The sequence below is a fragment of the Streptomyces sp. NPDC053541 genome, assembly GCF_044544705.1.
Taxonomy (GTDB): domain Bacteria; phylum Actinomycetota; class Actinomycetes; order Streptomycetales; family Streptomycetaceae; genus Streptomyces.
On record NZ_JBITXM010000009.1, the window covers coordinates 43,198 to 64,663 of the forward strand.

A 21,466-nucleotide genomic window follows, 5' to 3' on the forward strand; every position below is an offset into this window, starting at 1 on the left:
GTTCCGGGATTACGTCACAGTTGCATCGTCGCATGGCGGTCACAAGGTGATCTTTCGGGCATCGCACGCGCAACGACCTTGACGTGTCATCGGAAACTCGGAAGGGTGGCGAACGGCATGCGTGAATCTGGGGCGCGTGTGAACGGGGGCAGGTCCAGAGCGTTGTGACGCCCCCGGTGTCCGGCGGCCCCGAGCGCAGCTCTACAGACGATTTGAGCTACTGGGGGTAGCAGCCAGATGACCAAGAAGACGCGGATCCGCGTCGCGCGGATCGCCGCCGGTGCCGTCATCGCGGCCGGCGCGTCGCTGACCGTCGCGGGTGCCGCTCAGGCCGTGGTCGGCGTCGACGCCGACATCACGGTGACGGACGAGCAGGTCGACATCGGCCTCGGCATCAACGAGGACGGCGGCGCCGGCAACGGTGGCACGGGCCCCGGCGGCGTCGACGCCGGAGCGACGACCGCGGGTGGTACCGACGCCGGTACGACGACCGCGGGTGGCACGGACGCCGGTACGACGACCGCCGGTGGCGCGGACGCGGGCACCACGACCGCGGGTGGCACGGACGCCGGTACGACGACCGCCGGTGGCACGGACGCGGGCACCACGACCGCGGGTGGCACGGACGCCGGTACGACGACCGCCGGTGGCACGGACGCGGGCACCACGACCGCCGGTGGCACCGACGCCGGAACCACCACCACGGGCGGCAGCACCACGACCGGCGGTACCACCACGACCGGCGGCACGACCACCACGGGCGGCAGCACCACGACCGGCGGCACCACCACCTCGGGTGGTACCACCACGACCGGCGGCACCTCCACCAACGGTGGCAACCACGGCGGCACCACCACCAACGGTGGCAACAACGGTGGTTCGTCCTCCAACGGCGGGTCCTCCAACGGTGGCGGCTCCGTCACCGGCGGTGGCTCCTCCACCGACGGTGGCGCCGGCACCTGCACCGTGGACCTGGACGGCGCCGAGTGCGTCGACAACAACCCGGGCACCAACAACGCCGGCTCGCAGCCCGTCGAGCAGGGCAAGGCCAAGGAGGAGCTGGCCGAGACCGGCGCCGCCGAGACCTCGTTCCTGATCATCGGGGCCGCCACCATGATCGCGGGCGGCATCGGCTTCCGCTTCCTGCCGCGCCTCGTCTCCGGCGGACGCACCGCCGTCTGAGTCGGCTGACGTCCGGCGGCGTACGGAACGCACAGAAGGGCCGGAGGTGCTTCTCAGCGCCTCCGGCCCTTCCGCGTGCTCTCGGATGCTCTCGATGCCCCTGCGGGCTCCTACACCCCCCGCACCGCCACCAGCAGCGCCATCGCCGCCACCAGCGCGATCACCAGGGTCAGCAGCATCGCCGGGGTCAGACCCGAGGGCTGCGGCAGTCGCTCGCGGTTCGCGCGGCAGACGGGGCAGCGGCCCTCCGCGACGGGGGCCGCGCAGTTGGCGCACACCAGCCGGTCGTAGGTCATGCGCTCTCCTCCTCCCGCACGGGGCTCGTACCAGGACAACGCGCGGCACGATCCGTGCGTTCCCTTTACCACTGTGCCAGCTCCGGAGCTTTTCGGCGCGCCCCATGGGCGCCCGGGCGCAAGGACGAAAAGGATAAAGGACGCAAGCCAGGACCGCGACTGCGCGGGCCTTCCCGGTTCGCGTATGGTCACGCACACCTACTCCCGGCCGACCGTGGTGCATCCGTGATCCGATTCGACAACGTCTCCAAGTCCTATCCGAAGCAGAACCGCCCCGCGCTCCGGGATGTCTCCCTGGAGATCGAGAAGGGGGAGTTCGTCTTCCTCGTCGGTTCCTCCGGCTCCGGAAAGTCGACCTTTCTTCGGCTGATCCTGCGCGAGGAGCGCGCCAGCCAAGGGCAGGTGCACGTCCTGGGCAAGGACCTCGCCCGGCTGTCCAACTGGAAGGTGCCGCACATGCGCCGCCAGCTCGGGACCGTCTTCCAGGACTTCCGGCTGCTCCCCAACAAGACCGTCGCCGAGAACGTGGCCTTCGCCCAGGAGGTCATCGGCAAGCCGCGCGGCGAGATCCGCAAGGCGGTGCCGCAGGTCCTCGACCTGGTCGGCCTCGGCGGCAAGGAGGACCGGATGCCGGGCGAGCTCTCCGGCGGTGAGCAGCAGCGCGTCGCCATCGCCCGGGCCTTCGTCAACCGCCCGATGCTGCTGATCGCGGACGAGCCCACCGGCAACCTCGACCCGCAGACCTCGGTCGGCATCATGAAGCTGCTCGACCGCATCAACAGGACAGGGACCACCGTCGTCATGGCGACCCACGACCAGAACATCGTCGACCAGATGCGCAAGCGCGTCATCGAGCTGGAGAAGGGCCGTCTGGTCCGCGACCAGGCGCGCGGCGTCTACGGCTACCAGCACTGAGCGGACAGGGGGAAGTCACACCATGCGCGCTCAGTTCGTGCTCTCGGAGATCGGGGTCGGTCTCCGGCGCAATCTGACGATGACCTTCGCCGTCATCGTGTCCGTGGCCCTGTCGCTGGCCCTGTTCGGCGGGGCGCTGCTCATGCGCGAGCAGGTCAGCACGATGAAGGACTACTGGTACGACAAGGTCAACGTCTCCATCTTCCTCTGCAACAAGAGCGACGGGGCCACCTCGCCCAAGTGCACCAAGGGCGCCGTCACCAAGCAGCAGGCGGACCAGATCGAGGCCGACCTGAAGAAGATGGACATCGTCGAGACGGTGCACCGCGAGTCCGCCGACGAGGCCTTCAAGCACTACAAGGAGCAGTACGGCGACACGGCCATCGCGTCCGTCGTCACCCCGGACCAGATGCAGCAGTCCTTCCGGGTCAAGCTGAAGGACCCGGAGAAGTACAAGGTGGTCGCGACCGCCTTCGCCGGCCGGGACGGCGTCGAGTCCGTCCAGGACCAGCGGAACATCCTGCAGAACCTCTTCGACCTGATGAACGGCATGAACATCGCCGCCCTCGGCGTCATGTTCCTCATGCTGGTCATCGCGCTGATGCTGATCGTGAACACGGTTCGCGTCTCGGCCTTCAGCCGCCGCCGGGAGACCGGCATCATGCGGCTGGTCGGCGCGACCAACTTCTACATCCAGATGCCCTTCATCATGGAGGCCGCCTTCGCCGGCCTGCTCGGCGGTGCCGTCGCCTGCGTCATGCTGATGGTCGGCCGCTACTTCCTGATCGACCACGGCATCGCGCTGGCCGACAAGATGCAGCTGGTGAACTTCATCGGCTGGGACGCGGTGCTGGCCAAGCTGCCGCTGGTGCTCGCGATCGGCCTGCTGATGCCGGCCGTCGCCGCCTTCATCGCGTTGCGCAAGTACCTGAAGGTGTGACGGTTCCCTCGCGTTGCGTCCATGGCGTCGTACGGCCAACCGCCGTACGGCGCCATGCGCTTGTCCTAGAGTGGGCCGCATGCGTGCCGGAGCCGGCCCCGAGTTCTGTCGCAGGCCCCGCGGAGTCCTCCGTGGGGCCGCTTTGACGTTGGTCTTCACCGGGGTGCTCGGCACCGCCGCCGCCACCGGCTCGCTGCCCCGGCGCGAGCCGTCCGCCGAGACCGCCGCGCCCGCCGCTGCCGCCGCCGGCCGCAGCACGGTCGACCGCGCCGCGCTCTCCCGGGCCGCCGCCGAGGCCATGGCCGACGGCAAGTCCGGCAAGAAGGCCGCCGAGGAGTTCGTCAGCCGCAGCGGCGACCGCTGGGCCGCCGTCTACGACAAGCGGGAGTACGCCGAGTTCGAGCAGGCCCTCGACGGCTCGTACACCGGCGTCGGCCTGTCCGCCCGCCGCGCCGGACGCGACCGGGTGGAGATCAGCCGGGTGCAGCCCGGCGGCCCGGCCGAGCGGGCCGGACTGCGCGCCGGCGACCGGCTCACCGCCGTGGACGGACGCCCGGTCGACGGGCTCTCGGTCTCCGAGATCGTCTCCCTGCTGCGCGGCGACGGCGTCCCCGGCTCCGTCGTCCGCCTCGGCGTCGAACGGGGCCGGGCCGCCTGGACCGAGCCGCTGCGCCGGGCCCGGCTCGCCGTCGACCCGGTCGCCGTCCGACGGCTCGGCGACGGCACGCTGCTGATCCGGGTCGCCGCCTTCACCAAGGGCACCGGCGAGGAGGTGCGGCGGGCCGTGCGCTCCGCACCGGCCGGCGCCGGCGTCCTGCTCGACCTGCGCGGCAACTCCGGCGGACTGCTCACCGAGGCCCGGGCCGCCGCCTCCGCCTTCCTCGACGGCGGCCTCGTCGCCACGTACGACGTCGACGGACAGCAGCACGCGGTGTACGCGGAGGGCGGCGGTGACACCGCGCGGCCCCTGGTGGCGTTGATCGACGGCGGCACCATGAGCGCGGCCGAGCTGCTCACCGGCGCCCTGAAGGACCGCGGCCGGGCCGTCACGGTCGGCTCGCCCACCTTCGGCAAGGGCTCGGTCCAGATGCCGAGCACCCTGCCCGACGGCTCCGTCGCCGAGGTCACCGTCGGTCACTACCGCACCCCGGCCGGTCACGCCGTGGACGGGCGCGGGATCAGCCCGGACGTGGCCGGCGGCGACCGCCCGGAGGAGCGGGCCCGCACGGTATTGAGTGGCCTCGGAGGGGCCTCGTAGTGCGAAAATGACCGCACTATGGCAAAGGGACTCGTCAACGTGCAGGGCAAGCCTGCGAAGAAGAAGGCCGACAAGGGGCCGGAGCGCAAGCTCATCGCGCAGAACAAGAAGGCGCGGCACGATTACCACATCCTCGACACCTACGAGTGCGGCCTCGTGCTCATGGGCACCGAGGTGAAGTCGCTCCGGATGGGCCGGGCCTCGCTGGTGGACGGCTTCGTCCAGATCGACGGCGGTGAGGCCTGGCTGCACAACATCCACGTGCCCGAGTACTCCCAGGGCAGCTGGACCAACCACTCGGCGAAGCGGAAGCGCAAGCTCCTGCTGCACCGGGAGGAGATCGACAAGCTGGCGCAGAAGTCCTCCGAGACGGGTCACACGATCGTGCCGCTCGCGCTGTACTTCCTGGGCGGCCGGGTGAAGTGCGAGATCGCGCTGGCCAAGGGCAAGAAGGAGTACGACAAGCGGCAGACCCTGAAGGAGAAGCAGGACACCCGCGAGGCGAACCGCGCCATCGCGGCGGCCCGGCGCCGGCAGCGAGCGGCCGAGTCCCGGTAACCCGCGCGTCGGCCGCCGGGAATGCGCTGGCAACCGCGGGCGTTGGTCACGTACGATGGGCCACGCACCTCACCGAGGGTGCGACCTTGAAAAATCAACATGGGGATGATCGGTTTCGACAGCGGATGTCGAAGCAGGGGAAGCGTGTCGAGGAAGCGGCAATGATCTCGTAAACCACGCGCCGAAACCAATAATCGCCAACACCAAGCGCGATTCCTTCGCCCTCGCTGCCTAAGTAGCGACTCGCGAAGTGTCAGCCCGGGGCTGTTCCCGACCCGGATCCTGGCATCAGCTAGGGAACTAAACCTCGATCCCGGTCACGGGGTGAAGAGGGAAATCAAACAGTGACTGAGCCCGTTCCGGACTTGTCTGGGTGATCCGGAGGGCCGAGAAAATCGCACCAGACTGCACACGGAGAAGCCCTGGTTCCGCACCGTTGGACGCGGGTTCGATTCCCGCCATCTCCACGAGTGGAGGTGGACCGTGCTCGCGGAAAGCGCGAGCACGGTCCACATCGTCCCGGTTCAGGGGGCATGACCCCCAGACCCCCTCATCCCATGTGGGCACGGGCCCGGTAGTCGCACGCGACTGCCGGGCCTTTGTCATGCCCGCCCTCTTGCCCACTTGGTCTGGACCTGACACCCTTCCGGTCGCCGCCCCCCACGCCACGGCATCCCCGGAGGTACGTATGCGCCACAAGGGACTCCTCGCGGTCCTGCCCATGCTCCTCGCCCTCCTCCTCCCCGGCACCGCGGCGCCGGCCGCCGCTGCCGCGCCCGTGCAGGTGTACGGCGCCTGGCACTGCGGGGACGACTACTGCACCTGGTCCACCGTCCGTGACGTCGCCGAGTTCGACGCGAAGAACCACTGGCTGGTCGACCGCGGCGACGGACGGCCCTCGGTCAACCTGGTCGTCCTCAGCTTCGTCGAGCCGCTGAAGCTGCTGCACCGCACCAACGACGCCGGCACCGTGAACGGCGTGCCCGTCGGGATGAGCCGGGAGATCGTGCGGTACTTCACCTCGCACGGGATCCGCGTGATGCTCTCCATCGGCGGCATCACCTACACCGACGCCTGGGACGCGGCCCTCGCCGAGGACCCTGCCGGGCTCGGCCGGGCGGCGGCGGCCGTCGCCGCCGACCTCGGCGTCGGCATCGAGATCGACTACGAGCAGAACACCGCCCCGAACCTGACCGGGCTCCAGGCCTTCATCGACGCCTACCGCGCCGTCCACCCCTACGACGCCACAGGCGCGAACCCGGCGGCCCGGCTGACCATCGACACCGCGGCCGGCGACCGCTGGCTGATCGACCTCAACCGCAAGGCCACCGCCGACTGGCTGCGCACCGACCGCCCGGTGCTCGACTACGCCAACGCCATGGTCACCGCCCGCCCCGCCTCGGCGAGCACGGCCGTCGCGAACTGGCAGGAGCACCTCGACGGAAAGTCCCAGTACTCCCCGCCGGTCCCCCCGCTCGCCCCCGCCAAGTTCACCGCGGGCCTCTACATCGCCTACGGGCGCAGCCCGCTGCCCGAGTGCACCGACTACCCGAACTCGGTGCAGAAGGCGACGGCCGACTGGCTCCGGAACGCGGCCCCCAACGGCGCCGGCACCACGGCCGGCCTGCTCGGCTACATGTTCTGGGCCGCCGAGAAGCCCTCGACCCGCGGCCTCGGCACGCAGGAGCCGGACGGCTGCGAGGGCGGCGTGGGCGCCGGGGCCACGGCGCTCGGCGTGCAGACGCCGATGGGGCCGCTGCGGCAGAGCTGAGCGGGAGCGGCTCTCGCACGAGGGGGGAAGGGAGCGTCATCCGCGCCCGCGGGACCGGCCCCGGTCCGTCGCCGTGCACAGCAGGAAGGCCAGGGCCGCTGCCGCGGGTGGGGTCAGATAGGCGTGGAGGGGGGTCGGGGCGTGGTCGGCGAGCCAGCCGGCGGTGGACGAGCCCGCCGCGATGCCGCCGAGGAGGGCGGTCACCGCGAGGGTCATGCCCTCGTTCAGGCGGTCCGGCGGGGTGAGGCGCTGGACCAGGCCCATGCCCGTGATCATGGTCGGGGCGGTGGCGGCGCCCGCCACCAGGAGCGCGGCGGCGAGCACCGGCAGCGCCCCCGTGGTCGCGGCGGCCAGCAGCGGCAGGGCCATCAGGGCGCTCATCGCGGCGAGGCAGGCGGCGAGCGGGGCCGCGCGGCGGACCCGGCCGTAGAGCAGGCCCGCCGCGCAGGAGCCGGCGGCCTGGAGGGCCAGTACCGGCCCGGCGGCCGGGCCGTCCACGTACGCCAGGGTGGCCACCTCCATCGCGCCGAACACCGCGCCGGTCGCCAGGAAGACCGCGAGCAGCGCGGGCATGCCGGGCGCGCGCAGCGGCGCGCCGCCCGCGGTGCGCGGCGCGACCGGCGGCTCGGTGTCGCGCTGGGCGGCGAAGAGCAGGATGCCGCCGAGGAAGAGCGCGGAGCCGGCGAGCGCGCCGGCCTCCGGGAAGAGCGCCGAGCACAGGAAGGCGGCGAGCACCGGGCCGAGCATGAAGCAGAGTTCGTCGGCGGCCTGCTCGAAGGAGTTGGCGGTGTGCCGGGCGGCCGGGTCGTCCCGCAGCAGGTGCGCCCAGCGGGCCCGGGCCATGCCGCCGGTGTTGGGCGCGGTCGAGCCGAGCACCGCGGCGGCGAACAGCGTCCACTCCGGCGCCCGGCCGTGCGCGCACAGCAGCAGGGTCAGCTGGCCGAGGACCGCCCAGACGGTGGCGGGGACCGCGACCCGGGCCTGCCCGTGCCGGTCCACGAGCCGGGCGATCCAGGGCGCGGTGACGGCGCCCGCGACGAGCCCGGCGGCGCTCACCGCGCCGGCCAGCGCGTAGGAGTCGTAAAGCCCGGCGATCAGCAGGACGGTGCTGACCCCGAACATGCCCATGGGCAGCCGGGCGATCAGGTTGCCCGCGGTGAAGGCGCGGGTGCCGGGGAGCGCGAAGAGCCGCAGATACGGGTTGCGGGGGAGCGGGCGCGCGGCGGCGGGCGCGGCGGGCGCCGCGGGGCGGGGCGCGTAGGAGGGCGCCGGGGCGGGCCCGGCGGGGGTGAGGATCGGGGGACGGGACGGGTCAGGCTGGTACGGCATGCCCCCAGGCTCCGTTGGCATGCCCCTGCCGGTCCAACACCAATCCGGTGGCCATTCACGCACCCCGGTTGTTAAAAAGGGCGCGTGGCCACCCCGAACGACCTCGACCCCCGCCTCCTGCGCGCCTTCGTCGCCGTCGCCGAGGAGCTGCACTTCACCCGCGCCGCCGGCCGGCTCTTCGTCGCCCAGCAGGCGCTGAGCCGGGACATCCGTCGGCTCGAACGCGCCCTGGGCGCCGAGCTGTTCGTGCGCACCACCCGTCAGGTCGCCCTCGCCCCGGACGGCGAGCGACTGCTGCCGTACGCCCGCCGGGTGCTCGCCGCCCACGACGAACTCGCCGAGGCCTTCCGCGACGAGCCCCGCCCCTTCCTCGTCGACCTCAACAGCGCCGGCCTCAGCCACGAGCGGGTGCTCCACCGGGCCCGCGCGCTCGCCCCCGAACTGGAGCTGCTCGCCCGCTACGAGAGCGGCCTCACCGGTGCCGCCCGCGAGCTCCTGGCCGGCCGGCTCGACGCCTCCTTCGGACGCTACGGCGGGCTCGCGCCCGGCCTGCGGGCCGGTCTCGACGCACAGCTCGTGCGCTACGAGCCGATGGCCGTGCTGCTGCCCGAGGGCGACCCGCTGGCCGGGCTGTCCCGGCTCCCGCTCGACGCCCTGGCCGGCCGCACCGTCTACGCGGGCGCCGGCAACGACCGCACGCCCGAGTGGACCGACCTCGCGCTGCGGCTCTTCGCCGGCCGGGACATCCGGATCGCGCCGCCCGCGCCGCTGCTCGTCGGCAAGGAGGAGTTCCGCCGGGTGATGGCCAAGGCCCCGACCCCGGTGCTCGCCGTCGTCGACTTCCCGCCGATGCCGGGCAGCGTGCTGCGGCCGCTGACCGACCCCGTACCGCTGTCACCGGTGAGCCTGGTGTGGCGCAAGGGGCTGCGGCATCCCGGTCTGGACGCCCTGCGCCGGGCCGCGGCCGAACTCGCCGCCCACGAGGGCTGGCTCGTCCGGCCGCCCGGCTCCTGGCTCCCCGAGGGCGAGCTCCCCGGCCCGCCGTGACGTCGACCGTGACGCCCGCCGTGACGTCGACCGTGACGCCCGCCGTGACGCCCGCCGTGACCCCCACCGTGACGCCCGCCGGACCGGCGGCGCTCACAGCCGGCCCGCGCGCAGGGTGAGAGCAAGGTTCCGTGCCCGTCACCTTCCGCCGCCGCCGCCCGAAACGCGCCGTTCCTAGCGTCGGCCACGACAGGACGAACGGCGTGGAGGTGTGCGATGGGCGGTCGGTGGATCGAACGCTGGGAGCCGGAGGACGAGACCTTCTGGCGCGAGACGGGCGAGAGGATCGCCCGGCGGAATCTCCTCTGGTCGGTGGTCTCCGAACACATCGGCTTCTCGATCTGGAGCATGTGGTCGGTCATGGTCCTCTTCATGGGACCGGCCTACGGCGTCGACCCGGCCGGGAAGTTCTTCCTGATCGGCACCGCCACCCTGGTCGGCGCGCTCATCCGCGTCCCGTACACCTTCGCCGTCGCCCGCTTCGGCGGCCGCAACTGGACCGTCTTCAGCGCGCTGCTGCTCCTGCTGCCGACCGGCCTCGCCTACGCGGTGATGGAGCCCGGCACCTCGTACGGCACCTTCCTGCTGGTCGCCGCGCTGACCGGGGTCGGCGGCGGCAACTTCGCCTCCTCCATGACCAACATCAACGCCTTCTTCCCGCTCCGGAAGAAGGGCTGGGCGCTCGGCCTCAACGCGGGCGGCGGCAACATCGGCGTCCCCGTCGTCCAGCTCGTCGGCCTGCTCGTCATCGGCACAGCCGGCGCCCTGCACCCGCGGCTCGTCCTCGGCGTCTACATCCCGCTCATCGTGCTCGCCGCCCTGTGCGCCGCGCTGTTCATGGACAACCTCGCCCCGGTGCGCAACGACACCGGCGCCGCCAAGGAGGCCGTGCGGGCGGGCCACACCTGGATCATGGCCTTCCTCTACATCGGCACCTTCGGCTCCTTCATCGGCTACAGCTTCGCCTTCGGACTGGTCCTCCAGACCCAGTTCGGACGCACCCCGCTCCAGGCCGCCTCCCTCACCTTCATCGGCCCGCTGCTCGGCTCCCTCATCCGGCCCATCGGCGGCTCCCTCGCCGACCGGTACGGCGGCGCCCGCATCACCCTGGGGGCCTTCGTCGCCATGGCCGCCGCCACCGGCGTCGTGCTCTACGCCTCGGCCGTCGAGTCCCTGACCGTCTTCCTGGTCGGCTTCGTCGCCCTCTTCGTGCTCAGCGGCCTCGGCAACGGCTCCACGTACAAGATGATCCCGGCGATCTTCCTGGCCCAGGGCCACCGCAAGGGGCTCTCGGGCGAGGCCGCCGAGGCCTACGGGCGGCGCATCTCCGGCGCCTCTATGGGCCTCATCGGTGCCGTCGGCGCGCTCGGCGGCCTCGGCATCAACCTCGCCTTCCGCCAGTCCTTCCAGACCGTCGGCTCCGGCACCGGCGCCTTCGCCGCCTTCCTCGCCTTCTACGGCGTGTGCATGCTGGTCACCTGGGCGGTATACCTTCGCCGGCCCGGCTCCGTGGCCCCCGTGCCCGACACCGCCGAGGGCGCCGAGCCGCGCCCCGCCCCCGCCGGGGTATGACCCGCACCCGCCGGGACATGAGGCACACCCGCGGGGACGCGGGCGCCGCCCCCGCGGGCGCCGTCCGCGCGGGTGCCGCCCGCCGAGGCATGAGTCACAGTGGTCCGGCGAGGGCCGTAACGACCAGGAAATACGCGTGAACCGAGACGGACATCCTTCCCCGGCAGTGTCGGCGGACATGGACGAGCAAGAGCAAGGCCCCCTGGCGGGCTTCACCGTGGGCGTCACGGCGGCGCGGCGCGCGGACGAACTCATCGCGCTGCTGCGCCGGCGCGGCGCGGGCGTCGTCCACGGCCCCGCGCTGCGGATCGTGCCGCTCGCCGACGACACCGAGCTGCTCGCGGCCACCAAGGACCTCATCGACCACGCCCCGGACGTCGTCGTCGCCACCACGGCGATCGGCTTCCGCGGCTGGGTCGAGGCGGCCGAGGGCTGGGGCTTCGGCGAGGCCCTGCTCGGCCGGCTGCGCGGGGTGGAACTCCTCGCCCGCGGCCCCAAGGTCAAGGGCGCGGTGCGGGCCGCCGGGCTCACCGAGACCTGGTCGCCGTCCTCCGAGTCCATGGCCGAGGTCCTCGACCGGCTGCTCGACGAGGGCGTCGCCGGCCGGCGGATCGCCCTCCAGCTGCACGGCGAGCCGCTCCCCGGCTTCGTCGAGGCGCTGACCGAGGGCGGGGCGGAGGTCGTGCCCGTGCCCGTCTACCGCTGGATGCCGCCGGAGGACCTCGGCCCGCTCGACCGGCTGCTCGACGCGACCGTGGCCGGCGCCCTGGACGCGGTGACCTTCACCAGCGCCCCGGCCGCCGCCTCGCTGCTCGACCGGGCCCGCGAACGCGGCCTGGAGGAGGAGCTCCTGACCGCCCTCCGGCAGGACGTGCTCGCGGTCTGCGTGGGCCCGGTCACGGCCCTGCCGCTGCAGTCCCACGGCATCACCACCCACCAGCCCGAACGCTTCCGGCTCGGCCCGCTGGTGCAGCTGCTCTGCCGCGAACTGCCCGCCCGCGCCCGGGTCCTGCCGGTGGCCGGGCACCGGGTCGAGATCCGCGGCCACGGCGTCCTCGTCGACGGCGAACTGCGCCCGGTCCCGCCGGCCGGGATGGCCCTGCTCGGCCTGCTCGCCCGCCGCCCCGGCTGGGTCGTCGGCCGTCCCGAGCTGCTGCGCGCCCTGCCCGGCGCGGGCCGCGACGAGCACGCCGTGGAGACGGCGATGGCCCGGCTCCGCACCGCCCTCGGCACGCCGAAGCTGATCCAGACGGTGGTCAAGCGCGGCTACCGGCTGGCCCTCGACCCGGCGGCGGACACGAAGTACGGGGACGGCAGCGGGGATTGAGGGTGAGGGGCGGCGGGGCGGCCGGTTACCGTACGCGGATGAGCACCGTGACGATCAGGCCCGCCGACCCCGGATCCCCCGCCGAAGCCGCCGCGCTCGCCGCCGCCCTGCTGCGCAACCGCGCCCACATGCGGCCCTGGGAGCCGCGCCGGGCGGAGGAGTACTACACGCCCGAGGAACAGGCGGCGCGGCTGGTGGACGGCTCGTGGCGCTGGTTCGCCGTGGACGCGGCGGCGGGCCCGGCGGCGGACGGCCCCGCGGCCGGCGCGCCGATCGTCGGCTGCATCACGCTGAGCGGGGTCGTCCTCGGCCCCTTCCGCAGCGGCTCGATCGGCTACTGGGTGGACGAGGCGTACACCGGCCGCGGCCTGGCCACCGCGCTGGTACGGGAGGCCTGCCGGGCGGCCGCCGAGGAACTCGGCCTGCACCGGGTCGAGGCGAGCACCCTGCTCCACAACCACGCCTCGCAGCGGGTCCTGGCCAGGTGCGGCTTCGAACGCATCGGCACCGCGCCCCGCTATCTGCACATCGACGGCGACTGGCGCGACCACCACCTCTTCCAGCGGATCCTGCACGACGACCCGCCGGCCGGCTTCGGCGTCGCGGGGCCCGAGGAGAGCACCCGCTAGGTCCTGTCCGGAAAGTGGCGTCGTCTGCCCGCAGGGCAGGGCTCGCGGTGTCTGGTGCGTGCGATCGCAAGGCGGAGGAGGGAGACATGGCTTGCCATGGCGACCGACGACAACGCGGCGAGCGTGCGTGCCAGGCGCCGCGAGCCAGGCGAAACTTTCCGGACAGGGCCTAGGGGACCGCGCGCAGCACCGGTGTGCGCGCCGGGGGCTCCTCGGACGCCGGCCGGAACAGCAGGATGATCAGGCGCGCGCCGGGCGCGGTCAGCGGCTGGGCCGCGCAGATCGTCACGTGGCCGGGACCCAGGAGGGCGTGGTGCAGGGGGCGTTCGACGCCGTCGGGGTGGATGTGCGCCCCGCCCGCCTCCCACAGCGGGCCGAGGAACGCGTCGGCGCGCACGTCCCGCTCGATCCGCCGCAGCGTCGCGTCCTCGGGGCGCGCGACGAGCGCGGCGCGCAGCTGGGGGAGCACCGGCGGCGCCCACACCGTGTGCCAGTCGATCAGGCTCTGCTCGCGGGCACCCCGGTCGAAGAGCATCCAGCGCATGGTGTTCGCGGGAGCCCGGCCACCCGGGTACATCTCCGCGAAGCGCCGGTTGTGGGCGAGGACGTTCCAGGAGGCGTCGCTGACGTACGCCATGTGCCCGATGCCGTCGACCGCCTCCTGCCACGCCCCGTGGACCTCCAGGCCGGAGGCCGGGTCGAGCGGACCCGGCGGGTCGCCGACGCCGGCGTACCGGCAGAGCATCACCCACTCCCGCTCGTCGAACCCGAAGAGGCGCCCGATCTGGCGCAGGTAGTCGGCGGGCGGGTTGGGATAGCGCCCGGTCTCCAGGCGGTTGTACGTGTCGACCGCCCGGCAGGTCAGCTCGTCGACCTGCTGCTGGGCAAGGCCGCGGGCCCGCCGCCCGCGGCCGGTCGGCCGCGACAGGCCGTGGGCCTCCGGGTCGATCAGTTCGCGCCGCTCCTTGAGCAGGGCCCGCAGTGCCGTCTTGTTCACCCGGCCTCCGATGTGTCCGCGCGCGAATTGTCAGGAAAAACGGTCCGTAGATAATAAACGGTTCAACATTCATGCTGTGGGTGCCCGCGCACTCCGCCCGTTTTGTGGCGCTGACCTGCGCGGACTCACCGGACCACCGGACGGCGCACCCCCGAGCCGCCCGGTTTCCGGTCGGCCCGGGCGGCTCCCCCGTACGCCCGGGCCGACCGCTGTCCGCCACCGGCACCAGGCCTGACATATCGCCCCGCGGTGGCGTACGCTCGACGGCTGCCCAGTGCACGTCAGAAGGGGGCCCGGGTGGCCGCGCAGGAAGCCGTCGACACGGTCAGAGACCGTGAGATCGGTGTCGAACAGGAACATCTGGATCAGGTCTACCGCCGCCTCGAGGAGAAGATCCACGAGGCCGAGTTCCTGATGCAGGACGCCGCCCAGCGGGGACAGGTCGGCACGCCCGGCGCCCTCGCCGAACGCGACGCCCAGGTCTTCCGGGCCGGCATCCACCTCAACCGGCTCAACAACGAGTTCGAGGACTTCCTCTTCGGCCGGATCGACCTGCTCTACGGCAAGGACGGCAAGAAGGGCCCCGACGGCGCCTACACCTCCGTCGAACCCGCCGAGGACGCCATCCGCACCGAGGGCGGCCGGCAGTACGCCGAGATCGGCGAGACCCTGCACATCGGCCGCATCGGCGTCCTCGACGCCGACTACGCCCCCCTCGTCATCGACTGGCGCGCCCCCGCCGCCGCCCCCTTCTACCGCTCCACCCCCGTCGACCCCGGCCGCGTGGTGCGCCGCCGCGTCATCCGCTCCAAGGGCCGCAGGGTCCTCGGCGTCGAGGACGACCTGATGCGCCCCGAGCTCACGGCCAGCCTGCACGGGCAGGAGCTGCCCGTCATCGGCGACGGCGCCCTGATGGCCGCGCTCGGCCAGGCCCGCGGCCACACCATGCGCGACATCGTCGCCTCCATCCAGGCCGAGCAGGACCTGGTCATCCGCGCCCCCGCCGCCTCCGTCACCTACGTCGAGGGCGGCCCCGGCACCGGCAAGACCGCCGTCGCCCTGCACCGCGCCGCCTACCTGCTCTACCAGGACCGGCGCCGCTACGCCGGCGGCATCCTCATCGTCTCGCCGACCCCGCTGCTCGTCTCGTACACCGAGGGCGTCCTGCCCTCCCTCGGCGAGGAGGGCCAGGTCGCCATCCGCGCCCTCGGCTCGCTCGTCGACGGCGTCGAGGCCGACGCGTACGACGAGCCCGCCGTCGCCCGGATCAAGGGCTCCTCCCGGATGCTCGCCGTGCTCCGCAAGGCCGCCCGCGGCGCCCTGGAGACCCCCGCCCCGAAGCCCGTCCGCGGGCAGGACGGCGGACAGCTCGCGCTCGGCGAGGACGAGGCCCCCGAGGAGGCCACCGGCGCCCGGGCCGACACCCGGTCCGGCACCCCGACCCTGCTCCGGGTCGTCGCCTTCGGCCGCCGCCTGGAGCTGGAGGAGGCCGAGCTCCGCCGGATCCGCCAGAACGTCCTGTCCGGCACCGCCCCCGTCAACCTGCTGCGCCCGCGCGCCCGCCGGCTGCTCCTCGACGCCCTGTACGCCAAGTCCGGCGCCGCCGGCCGGCACAGCGACCCCGAGCTCGCCGCCGAACTGCGCTCCTCCTTCGACGAGGACGTGTCCACCGAGGACTCCTTCCTCTCCTTCCTCGACGCCTGGTGGCCCGAGCTCACCCCGCGCGGGGTGCTCGACGCCATGGCCGACGAGAAGCGGCTCGGCCGCTGGGCCCGCCGCACCCTCAACCCCGGCGAGATCCGCCGGCTGGCCCGCTCGCTGCGCCGCCCCGGCCTGTCCGTGCACGACGTGGCCCTGCTCGACGAGCTGGCCACGCTGCTCGGCGCCCCGGCCAAGCCGCGCAAGAAGCGCGAGTACGACCCGCTGGACCAGCTCACGGGCCTGGAGGAGCTGATGCCGGTACGGGAGGAGACCCAGCGCGAGCGGGCCGAGCGGCTGGCGGCGGAGCGCACCGAGTACGCCCACGTCATCGTCGACGAGGCGCAGGACCTCACGCCCATGCAGTGGCGGATGGTCGGCCGGCGCGGCCGGCACGCCACCTGGACGGTCGTCGGCGACCCCGCCCAGTCCTCCTGGTCGGACCCGGACGAGGCCGGCGCCGCCCGCGACGAGGCCCTCGGCAGCCGCCCCCGGCGCCGTTTCGAGCTCACCGTGAACTACCGCAACCCGGCCGAGATCGCCGAGCTCGCCGCCAAGGTGCTCGCCCTGGCCATGCCCGGCAAGGAGGCGCCGAAGGCGGTGCGCTCCACCGGTGTCGTGCCCCGCTTCGTCCCGGTGGGGGAGCGGGCCGACCTGGCCGGAACCGTGCGGTCGGAGGCCGAGCGGCTGCTCGGCGAGGTCGACGGCACGGTCGGCGTGGTCGTCGCCATGGACCGGCGCGCCGAGGCGGCCCGCTGGCTCGACGGGCTCGGCGACCGGGTGGTGGCGCTCGGCTCCCTGGAGGCGAAGGGCCTGGAGTACGACGCCACGGTGGTCGTCTCGCCCGCGGAGATCGCGGACGAGTCCCCGGCCGGCCTGCGCGTCCTGTACGTGGCGCTGACCCGCTCCACGCAGGCGCTCACCGTGGTCTCCGGCGAGCGCGACCTGCCGGACGAGGACGGCGTACCGGACCTGCTGCGGGACTGAGGGCCCGAGGGCCGCCGGTGGCGGCCGGGCCGGCGCCACCGTCCGGCCTGGGCCGCCAGGGGGCGATTTCGCGTCAACACGCGCCGGGGGAATCACGTCCGGGGGTGGTTTGTTAGCCTGGTCGTGGCACCGGCTCGATCCAAGCCCCCGGGCCCAACCTTCGTCCCTCAGAGGGACCACTTGCCGCGAGGCGAGCATGGCGGGTCGGTGTCATGGCGTGCAGAGGTCCTCGTCACCTTCGGGTGACGGGGACCTCTTGCGTTGCCCCTTCTGTTTGGCAGCCATCTCTCGTATGGTGGAAACTACTTTCCGAAAACGAAAAGACCGTATTACCTGCTACCGGCAGGTAGGTGCGACGATCGGAGGGCGCCACCGGGCGAACCAGTCCGGGTGGCGTAGCAACGAAGCTAGGGAAAGCAGAGGGAACACGGTCATGGCAACGGCGCCCAGCGTCTCGTACTCGATGACGGTCCGGCTCGAGGTGCCCGCGAGCGGCACCGCGGTGTCCCAGCTCACGACGGCCGTGGAGACCCACGGCGGCTCCGTCACCGGCCTCGACGTGACCGCCTCCGGCCACGAGAAGCTCCGTATCGACGTCACCATCGCCGCGACCTCCACGGCGCACGCCGACGAGATCGTCGAGCAGCTGCGCGGCATCGAGGGCGTCGTCCTCGGCAAGGTCTCGGACCGCACCTTCCTGATGCACCTCGGCGGCAAGATCGAGATGGCGTCCAAGCACCCCATCCGCAACCGTGACGACCTGTCCATGATCTACACCCCCGGCGTGGCCCGGGTGTGCATGGCGATCGCCGAGAACCCCGAGGACGCCCGCCGCCTCACCATCAAGCGCAACTCCGTCGCAGTCGTGACGGACGGCTCCGCCGTCCTCGGCCTCGGCAACATCGGCCCCAAGGCCGCGCTGCCCGTCATGGAGGGCAAGGCCGCCCTCTTCAAGCGCTTCGCCGGCATCGACGCCTGGCCGATCTGCCTGGACACCCAGGACACCGACGCCATCGTCGAGATCGTCAAGGCCATCGCCCCCGGCTTCGCGGGCATCAACCTGGAGGACATCTCCGCGCCGCGCTGCTTCGAGATCGAGGCCCGGCTGCGCGAGGCCCTCGACATCCCCGTCTTCCACGACGACCAGCACGGCACCGCCATCGTGGTGCTCGCCGCCCTGACGAACGCCCTGCGCGTGGTCGGCAAGGGCATCGGCGACGTCCGCGTCGTCATGTCGGGCGCCGGCGCCGCCGGCACCGCCATCCTCAAGCTGCTGATCGCCGCCGGCGTGAAGCACGCGGTGGTCGCCGACATCCACGGCGTCGTGCACGCCGGCCGCGAGGACCTGGTGGACGCCAAGCCGGGCACCCCGCTGCGCTGGATCGCCGACAACACCAACCCCGAGGGCGTCACCGGCACCCTCAAGGAGGCCGTCGTCGGCGCCGACGTCTTCATCGGCGTCTCCGCCCCCAACGTGCTGGGCGGCGAGGACGTGGCTGCCATGGCCGAGGGGGCGATCGTGTTCGCGCTCGCGAACCCGGACCCCGAGGTGGACCCGGCAATCGCCCGCCAGACGGCGGCCGTTGTGGCCACCGGCCGCTCCGACTTCCCCAACCAGATCAACAACGTGCTGGTCTTCCCGGGCGTCTTCCGCGGTCTGCTCGACGCGCAGTCCCGCACGGTGAACACCGACATGATGCTGGCCGCCGCGAGCGCCCTGGCCGACGTCGTCACCGAGGACGAGCTCAACCCGAACTACATCATCCCGTCGGTCTTCAACGACAAGGTCGCGGGAGCCGTCGCCGGCGCCGTGCGCACCGCGGCGAAGGCGGCCGGCGCGGGCGCCTGACGGTGTCCCGGGCGGGCGTCCGACGGTCTTCCCGGCGGGCGCCCGACGGCCCTCCGTCCGGGCGGCCGGGGCGCGTGTCGCGAGTCGCCGCACCCCAAACCCGCCTTTAGGGTGGTAGTCCGGCTCCGTACTGTCCGTGCGGAGTCGACGCTACGTCACCACCGAGGGGCACTGGCGCTTTTCGTGTGACCCCAGAGGGTGCCGGATTGGCGTTCCCGCCGCTGGTGGGGGCAGGATGCGGTCTGGGCGCGAGGGTCTGTCGACAGACCCGGGCCCGGGCACTGTCCGAGGGCCCTGGCAGCATCGGCTTCGCAGTGCCCGACATGCGGCTCCCCGCCGCGTGGCCCGCCTCACAGGCAACCCGCCTCACAGGCAAGAAGAAATACGGGAGTAACGAAATGAACCGCAGTGAGCTGGTGGCCGCCCTGGCCGACCGCGCCGAGGTGACCCGCAAGGACGCCGACGCCGTGCTGGCCGCCTTCGCCGAGATCACCGGCGAGATCGTCGCCAAGGGCGACGAGAAGGTCACCATCCCCGGCTTCCTGACCTTCGAGCGCACCCACCGTGCCGCTCGCACCGCGCGCAACCCGCAGACCGGCGACCCGATCAACATCCCGGCCGGCTTCAGCGTGAAGGTCTCCGCGGGCTCCAAGCTCAAGGAAGCCGCCAAGGGCAAGTAAGTCGCCTGTAGGCAGCGCGCCAGGAGGCCGTACGACGGCCTGAGGCAAGCGGAGAGGGCGGTCACCCTGTCAGGGGGTGGCCGCCCTCTCGTATGCCCGCAGAAGCGCTCACAAGCCCGCAGCCGGGCGCATCCGGCGCTTCGGACCCTCGCCGGCCCGCCCGGGCCCCCGCGAGAGGGCCCGGAACGGCTCCGGAAGGCTCCCGGCGCCTGTCCGGCGGATCGGCGTCGGCAGACCCTAGACCAGCGCGCTGCCCGGCAGCTCGACCTTCGCACCGAGCTCCACGAGCTTCTCCATGAAGTTCTCGTAGCCGCGGTTGATCAGGTCGATGCCGTGCACCCGGCTGGTGCCCTGCGCCGCGAGGGCCGCGATCAGGTACGAGAAGCCGCCGCGCAGGTCCGGGATGACCAGGTCCGCGCCCTGCAGCTTGGTCGGGCCGCTGACGACCGCCGAGTGCAGGAAGTTGCGCTGCCCGAAGCGGCAGTCCGAGCCGCCCAGGCACTCGCGGTACAGCTGGATGTGCGCGCCCATCTGGTTCAGCGCCGAGGTGAAGCCGAGCCGCGACTCGTACACCGTCTCGTGCACGATCGACAGGCCCGCGGCCTGCGTCAGGGCCACGACCAGCGGCTGCTGCCAGTCGGTCTGGAAGCCCGGGTGCACGTCCGTCTCCAGGGCGATCGCGTTGAGCGAGCCGCCCGGGTGCCAGAAGCGGATGCCCTCGTCGTCGATCTCGAAGGCGCCGCCGACCTTCCGGTAGGTGTTGAGGAAGGTCATCATCGAGCGCTGCTGCGCGCCGCGCACGTAGATGTCGCCCTCGGTCGCCAGCGCCGCCGAGGCCCAGGACGCCGCCTCCAGGCGGTCCGAGAGGGCGTGGTGGTTGTAGCCGCCGAGCTTGTCGACACCGGTGATCCGGATGGTCCGGTCGGTGTCCATGGCGATGATCGCGCCCATCTTCTGCAGCACGCAGATGAGGTCCTCGATCTCCGGCTCCACGGCCGCGTTGGACAGCTCGGTGACGCCCTCGGCGAGCACGGCCGTGAGCAGCACCTGCTCGGTCGCGCCGACGGAGGGGTACGGGAGGCGGATCTTGGTGCCGCGCAGCCGCTGCGGGGCCTCCAGGTACTGCCCGTCCGCCCGCTTCTCGATCGTCGCGCCGAACTTGCGGAGCACGTCGAAGTGGAAGTCGATCGGCCGGCCGCCGATGTCGCAGCCGCCCAGGCCGGGGATGAAGGCGTGCCCCAGACGGTGCAGCAGCGGTCCGCAGAAGAGGATCGGGATGCGGGAGGAGCCGGCGTGGGCGTCGATGTCGGCGACGTTGGCGGACTCGACGTGCGTCGGGTCCATGATCAGCTCGCCCGGCTCCTCGCCCGGGCGGACCGTCACGCCGTGCAGCTGGAGCAGTCCGCGGACCACGCGGACGTCACGGATGTCGGGAACGTTGCGCAGGCGGCTCGGCTCGCTGCCGAGCAGGGCGGCGACCATCGCCTTGGGCACGAGGTTCTTCGCGCCGCGGACGCGGATCTCGCCCTCCAGCGGGGTTCCGCCGTGGACAAGCAGGACATCGTCTGTGCCGGTCATGAATCTCGCGTTCCGGATCGTCGGTCGGGTCGGCCCTCGAATGGGCCAGGGAAAAGGGTAAGGGTCAAGGAGACCCCAGGTGCATGGGCGAGGGGGGCCCTCGAATGTAATGAATTCGGCACAACACCCTCCGTCCCCGCGATCTTGCGGAGCGTCACCGTCCGCTTCTTCCCGTTCCGCCTGGCGGCGCCCGCGCCGGCCCCCGGGCTGACCTGCGGTGGCGCCCGCCTACCCCGGACCCGCCCGGACAACCCCCGCGATCGCCGAAAGTGCGGAATCATGTGTCGCATGACCGAGGTGTCCTCGCTCACAGGCCGGCTGCTCGTCGCCACCCCCGCGCTGGCGGACCCGAACTTCGACCGCGCGGTGGTCCTCCTGCTCGACCACGACGACGAGGGCTCCCTCGGCGTGGTCCTCAACCGCCCGACCCCGGTGACGGTCGGCGACATCCTCGCCCCCTGGGCCGCGCTGGCCGGCGAGCCCGGCGTCGTCTTCCAGGGCGGCCCGGTCTCCCTCGACGCCGCCCTCGGCGTCGCCGTCATCCCCGGCGACGAGGGCCCGCTCGGCTGGCGCCGGGTCTACGGCGCGATCGGCCTGGTCGACCTGGAGACCCCGCCCGAACTCCTCGGCCCCGCCATCGGCGCCCTGCGCATCTTCGCCGGCTACGCGGGCTGGGGCCCCGGCCAACTGGAGACCGAGCTGCGCGACGGCGCCTGGTACGTGGTCGAGTCCGAACCCGGCGACGTCTCCTCCCCCCGCCCGGAAACCCTCTGGCGCCAGGTCCTCCGCCGCCAGCGCGGCGAACTGGCGATGGTGGCGACGTATCCGGACGACCCTTCGCTGAACTGACCGG

18 protein-coding genes and 1 other RNA gene are annotated in these 21,466 nt (G+C 72.7%); 15 read left to right on the forward strand and 4 right to left on the reverse strand.

Features of this window, described 5'->3' with window-relative positions; all coding sequences use genetic code 11:
* The first annotated feature begins 237 nt into the window (after nucleotides 1–237).
* The gene (locus ACIGW2_RS22910; RefSeq protein WP_399845442.1) at nucleotides 238–1,182 is read left to right on the forward strand and encodes an LPXTG cell wall anchor domain-containing protein; all 945 of its coding nucleotides are present in this window, start codon (nucleotides 238–240) and stop codon (nucleotides 1,180–1,182) included.
* A gap of 110 nt (nucleotides 1,183–1,292) precedes the next feature.
* Here ACIGW2_RS22910 and ACIGW2_RS22915 read toward each other — a convergent pair whose 3' ends face one another.
* Nucleotides 1,293–1,478 carry a hypothetical protein gene (locus ACIGW2_RS22915; protein ID WP_361582972.1) on the reverse strand — a complete coding sequence of 62 codons (186 nt, stop codon included), beginning with the start codon at nucleotides 1,476–1,478 and terminating at the stop codon, nucleotides 1,293–1,295.
* Nucleotides 1,479–1,703: 225 nt separating this feature from the next.
* Between ACIGW2_RS22915 and ftsE the strand changes: the two genes are divergently transcribed.
* The 6 genes from ftsE to ACIGW2_RS22945 all read left to right on the forward strand — a co-directional run bounded on the left by ftsE (nucleotide 1,704) and on the right by ACIGW2_RS22945 (nucleotide 6,920).
* Nucleotides 1,704–2,393 carry a cell division ATP-binding protein FtsE gene (gene ftsE, locus ACIGW2_RS22920; RefSeq protein ID WP_128983761.1) on the forward strand — a complete coding sequence of 230 codons (690 nt, stop codon included), beginning with the start codon at nucleotides 1,704–1,706 and terminating at the stop codon, nucleotides 2,391–2,393.
* 22 nt (nucleotides 2,394–2,415) lie between these two features.
* On the forward strand, nucleotides 2,416–3,333 hold the full coding sequence (gene ftsX, locus ACIGW2_RS22925) for a permease-like cell division protein FtsX (protein WP_356067020.1): 918 nt from the start codon (nucleotides 2,416–2,418) through the stop codon (nucleotides 3,331–3,333).
* Nucleotides 3,334–3,412: 79 nt separating this feature from the next.
* Nucleotides 3,413–4,591 carry a S41 family peptidase gene (locus tag ACIGW2_RS22930; protein ID WP_391655743.1) on the forward strand — a complete coding sequence of 393 codons (1,179 nt, stop codon included), beginning with the start codon at nucleotides 3,413–3,415 and terminating at the stop codon, nucleotides 4,589–4,591.
* Nucleotides 4,592–4,609: 18 nt separating this feature from the next.
* Complete coding sequence (gene smpB / locus ACIGW2_RS22935) at nucleotides 4,610–5,149, forward strand: SsrA-binding protein SmpB (protein WP_399845447.1); 540 nt, start codon at nucleotides 4,610–4,612, stop codon at nucleotides 5,147–5,149.
* A 101-nt stretch (nucleotides 5,150–5,250) separates the two neighbouring features.
* Nucleotides 5,251–5,619, forward strand: a transfer-messenger RNA (tmRNA) gene (ssrA, locus tag ACIGW2_RS22940).
* Nucleotides 5,620–5,837: 218 nt separating this feature from the next.
* Nucleotides 5,838–6,920, forward strand: coding sequence for a hypothetical protein (locus tag ACIGW2_RS22945; RefSeq protein ID WP_391655742.1), 1,083 nt, complete (start codon nucleotides 5,838–5,840; stop codon nucleotides 6,918–6,920).
* A 36-nt stretch (nucleotides 6,921–6,956) separates the two neighbouring features.
* Here ACIGW2_RS22945 and ACIGW2_RS22950 read toward each other — a convergent pair whose 3' ends face one another.
* Nucleotides 6,957–8,249: an MFS transporter gene (locus ACIGW2_RS22950; protein WP_391655741.1), complete on the reverse strand. Its 1,293-nt coding sequence runs from the start codon at nucleotides 8,247–8,249 to the stop codon at nucleotides 6,957–6,959.
* An 84-nt stretch (nucleotides 8,250–8,333) separates the two neighbouring features.
* Here ACIGW2_RS22950 and ACIGW2_RS22955 point away from each other — a divergent pair, with 84 nt between their 5' ends.
* The 4 genes from ACIGW2_RS22955 (at nucleotide 8,334) to ACIGW2_RS22970 (ending at nucleotide 12,824) form a co-directional block, all read left to right on the forward strand.
* A complete protein-coding gene (locus tag ACIGW2_RS22955) occupies nucleotides 8,334–9,296 on the forward strand; it encodes a LysR family transcriptional regulator (protein ID WP_399845451.1) in 963 nt (320 codons plus the stop codon).
* Between the two features lie 216 nt (nucleotides 9,297–9,512).
* Nucleotides 9,513–10,868, forward strand: a complete 1,356-nt coding sequence (locus ACIGW2_RS22960; protein ID WP_391655739.1) for a nitrate/nitrite transporter — start codon at nucleotides 9,513–9,515, stop codon at nucleotides 10,866–10,868.
* Between the two features lie 178 nt (nucleotides 10,869–11,046).
* Nucleotides 11,047–12,195, forward strand: a complete 1,149-nt coding sequence (locus tag ACIGW2_RS22965) for a uroporphyrinogen-III synthase (RefSeq protein WP_391655738.1) — start codon at nucleotides 11,047–11,049, stop codon at nucleotides 12,193–12,195.
* A gap of 38 nt (nucleotides 12,196–12,233) precedes the next feature.
* Nucleotides 12,234–12,824 carry a GNAT family N-acetyltransferase gene (locus ACIGW2_RS22970; RefSeq protein WP_399845454.1) on the forward strand — a complete coding sequence of 197 codons (591 nt, stop codon included), beginning with the start codon at nucleotides 12,234–12,236 and terminating at the stop codon, nucleotides 12,822–12,824.
* Between the two features lie 169 nt (nucleotides 12,825–12,993).
* Here ACIGW2_RS22970 and ACIGW2_RS22975 read toward each other — a convergent pair whose 3' ends face one another.
* Nucleotides 12,994–13,821, reverse strand: coding sequence for a helix-turn-helix domain-containing protein (locus ACIGW2_RS22975; RefSeq protein WP_391655736.1), 828 nt, complete (start codon nucleotides 13,819–13,821; stop codon nucleotides 12,994–12,996).
* 297 nt (nucleotides 13,822–14,118) lie between these two features.
* Between ACIGW2_RS22975 and ACIGW2_RS22980 the strand changes: the two genes are divergently transcribed.
* The 3 genes from ACIGW2_RS22980 (at nucleotide 14,119) to ACIGW2_RS22990 (ending at nucleotide 19,035) form a co-directional block, all read left to right on the forward strand.
* The gene (locus tag ACIGW2_RS22980) at nucleotides 14,119–16,506 is read left to right on the forward strand and encodes a HelD family protein (protein WP_399845457.1); all 2,388 of its coding nucleotides are present in this window, start codon (nucleotides 14,119–14,121) and stop codon (nucleotides 16,504–16,506) included.
* Between the two features lie 433 nt (nucleotides 16,507–16,939).
* Nucleotides 16,940–18,355, forward strand: a complete 1,416-nt coding sequence (locus ACIGW2_RS22985; RefSeq protein WP_361583002.1) for an NAD-dependent malic enzyme — start codon at nucleotides 16,940–16,942, stop codon at nucleotides 18,353–18,355.
* A 398-nt stretch (nucleotides 18,356–18,753) separates the two neighbouring features.
* The gene (locus tag ACIGW2_RS22990; protein WP_128983783.1) at nucleotides 18,754–19,035 is read left to right on the forward strand and encodes an HU family DNA-binding protein; all 282 of its coding nucleotides are present in this window, start codon (nucleotides 18,754–18,756) and stop codon (nucleotides 19,033–19,035) included.
* A 237-nt stretch (nucleotides 19,036–19,272) separates the two neighbouring features.
* Here ACIGW2_RS22990 and murA read toward each other — a convergent pair whose 3' ends face one another.
* On the reverse strand, nucleotides 19,273–20,613 hold the full coding sequence (gene murA, locus ACIGW2_RS22995; RefSeq protein WP_356066994.1) for a UDP-N-acetylglucosamine 1-carboxyvinyltransferase: 1,341 nt from the start codon (nucleotides 20,611–20,613) through the stop codon (nucleotides 19,273–19,275).
* A gap of 288 nt (nucleotides 20,614–20,901) precedes the next feature.
* Between murA and ACIGW2_RS23000 the strand changes: the two genes are divergently transcribed.
* Nucleotides 20,902–21,462, forward strand: a complete 561-nt coding sequence (locus ACIGW2_RS23000; protein ID WP_361583005.1) for a YqgE/AlgH family protein — start codon at nucleotides 20,902–20,904, stop codon at nucleotides 21,460–21,462.
* Nucleotides 21,463–21,466: the final 4 nt, after the last annotated feature.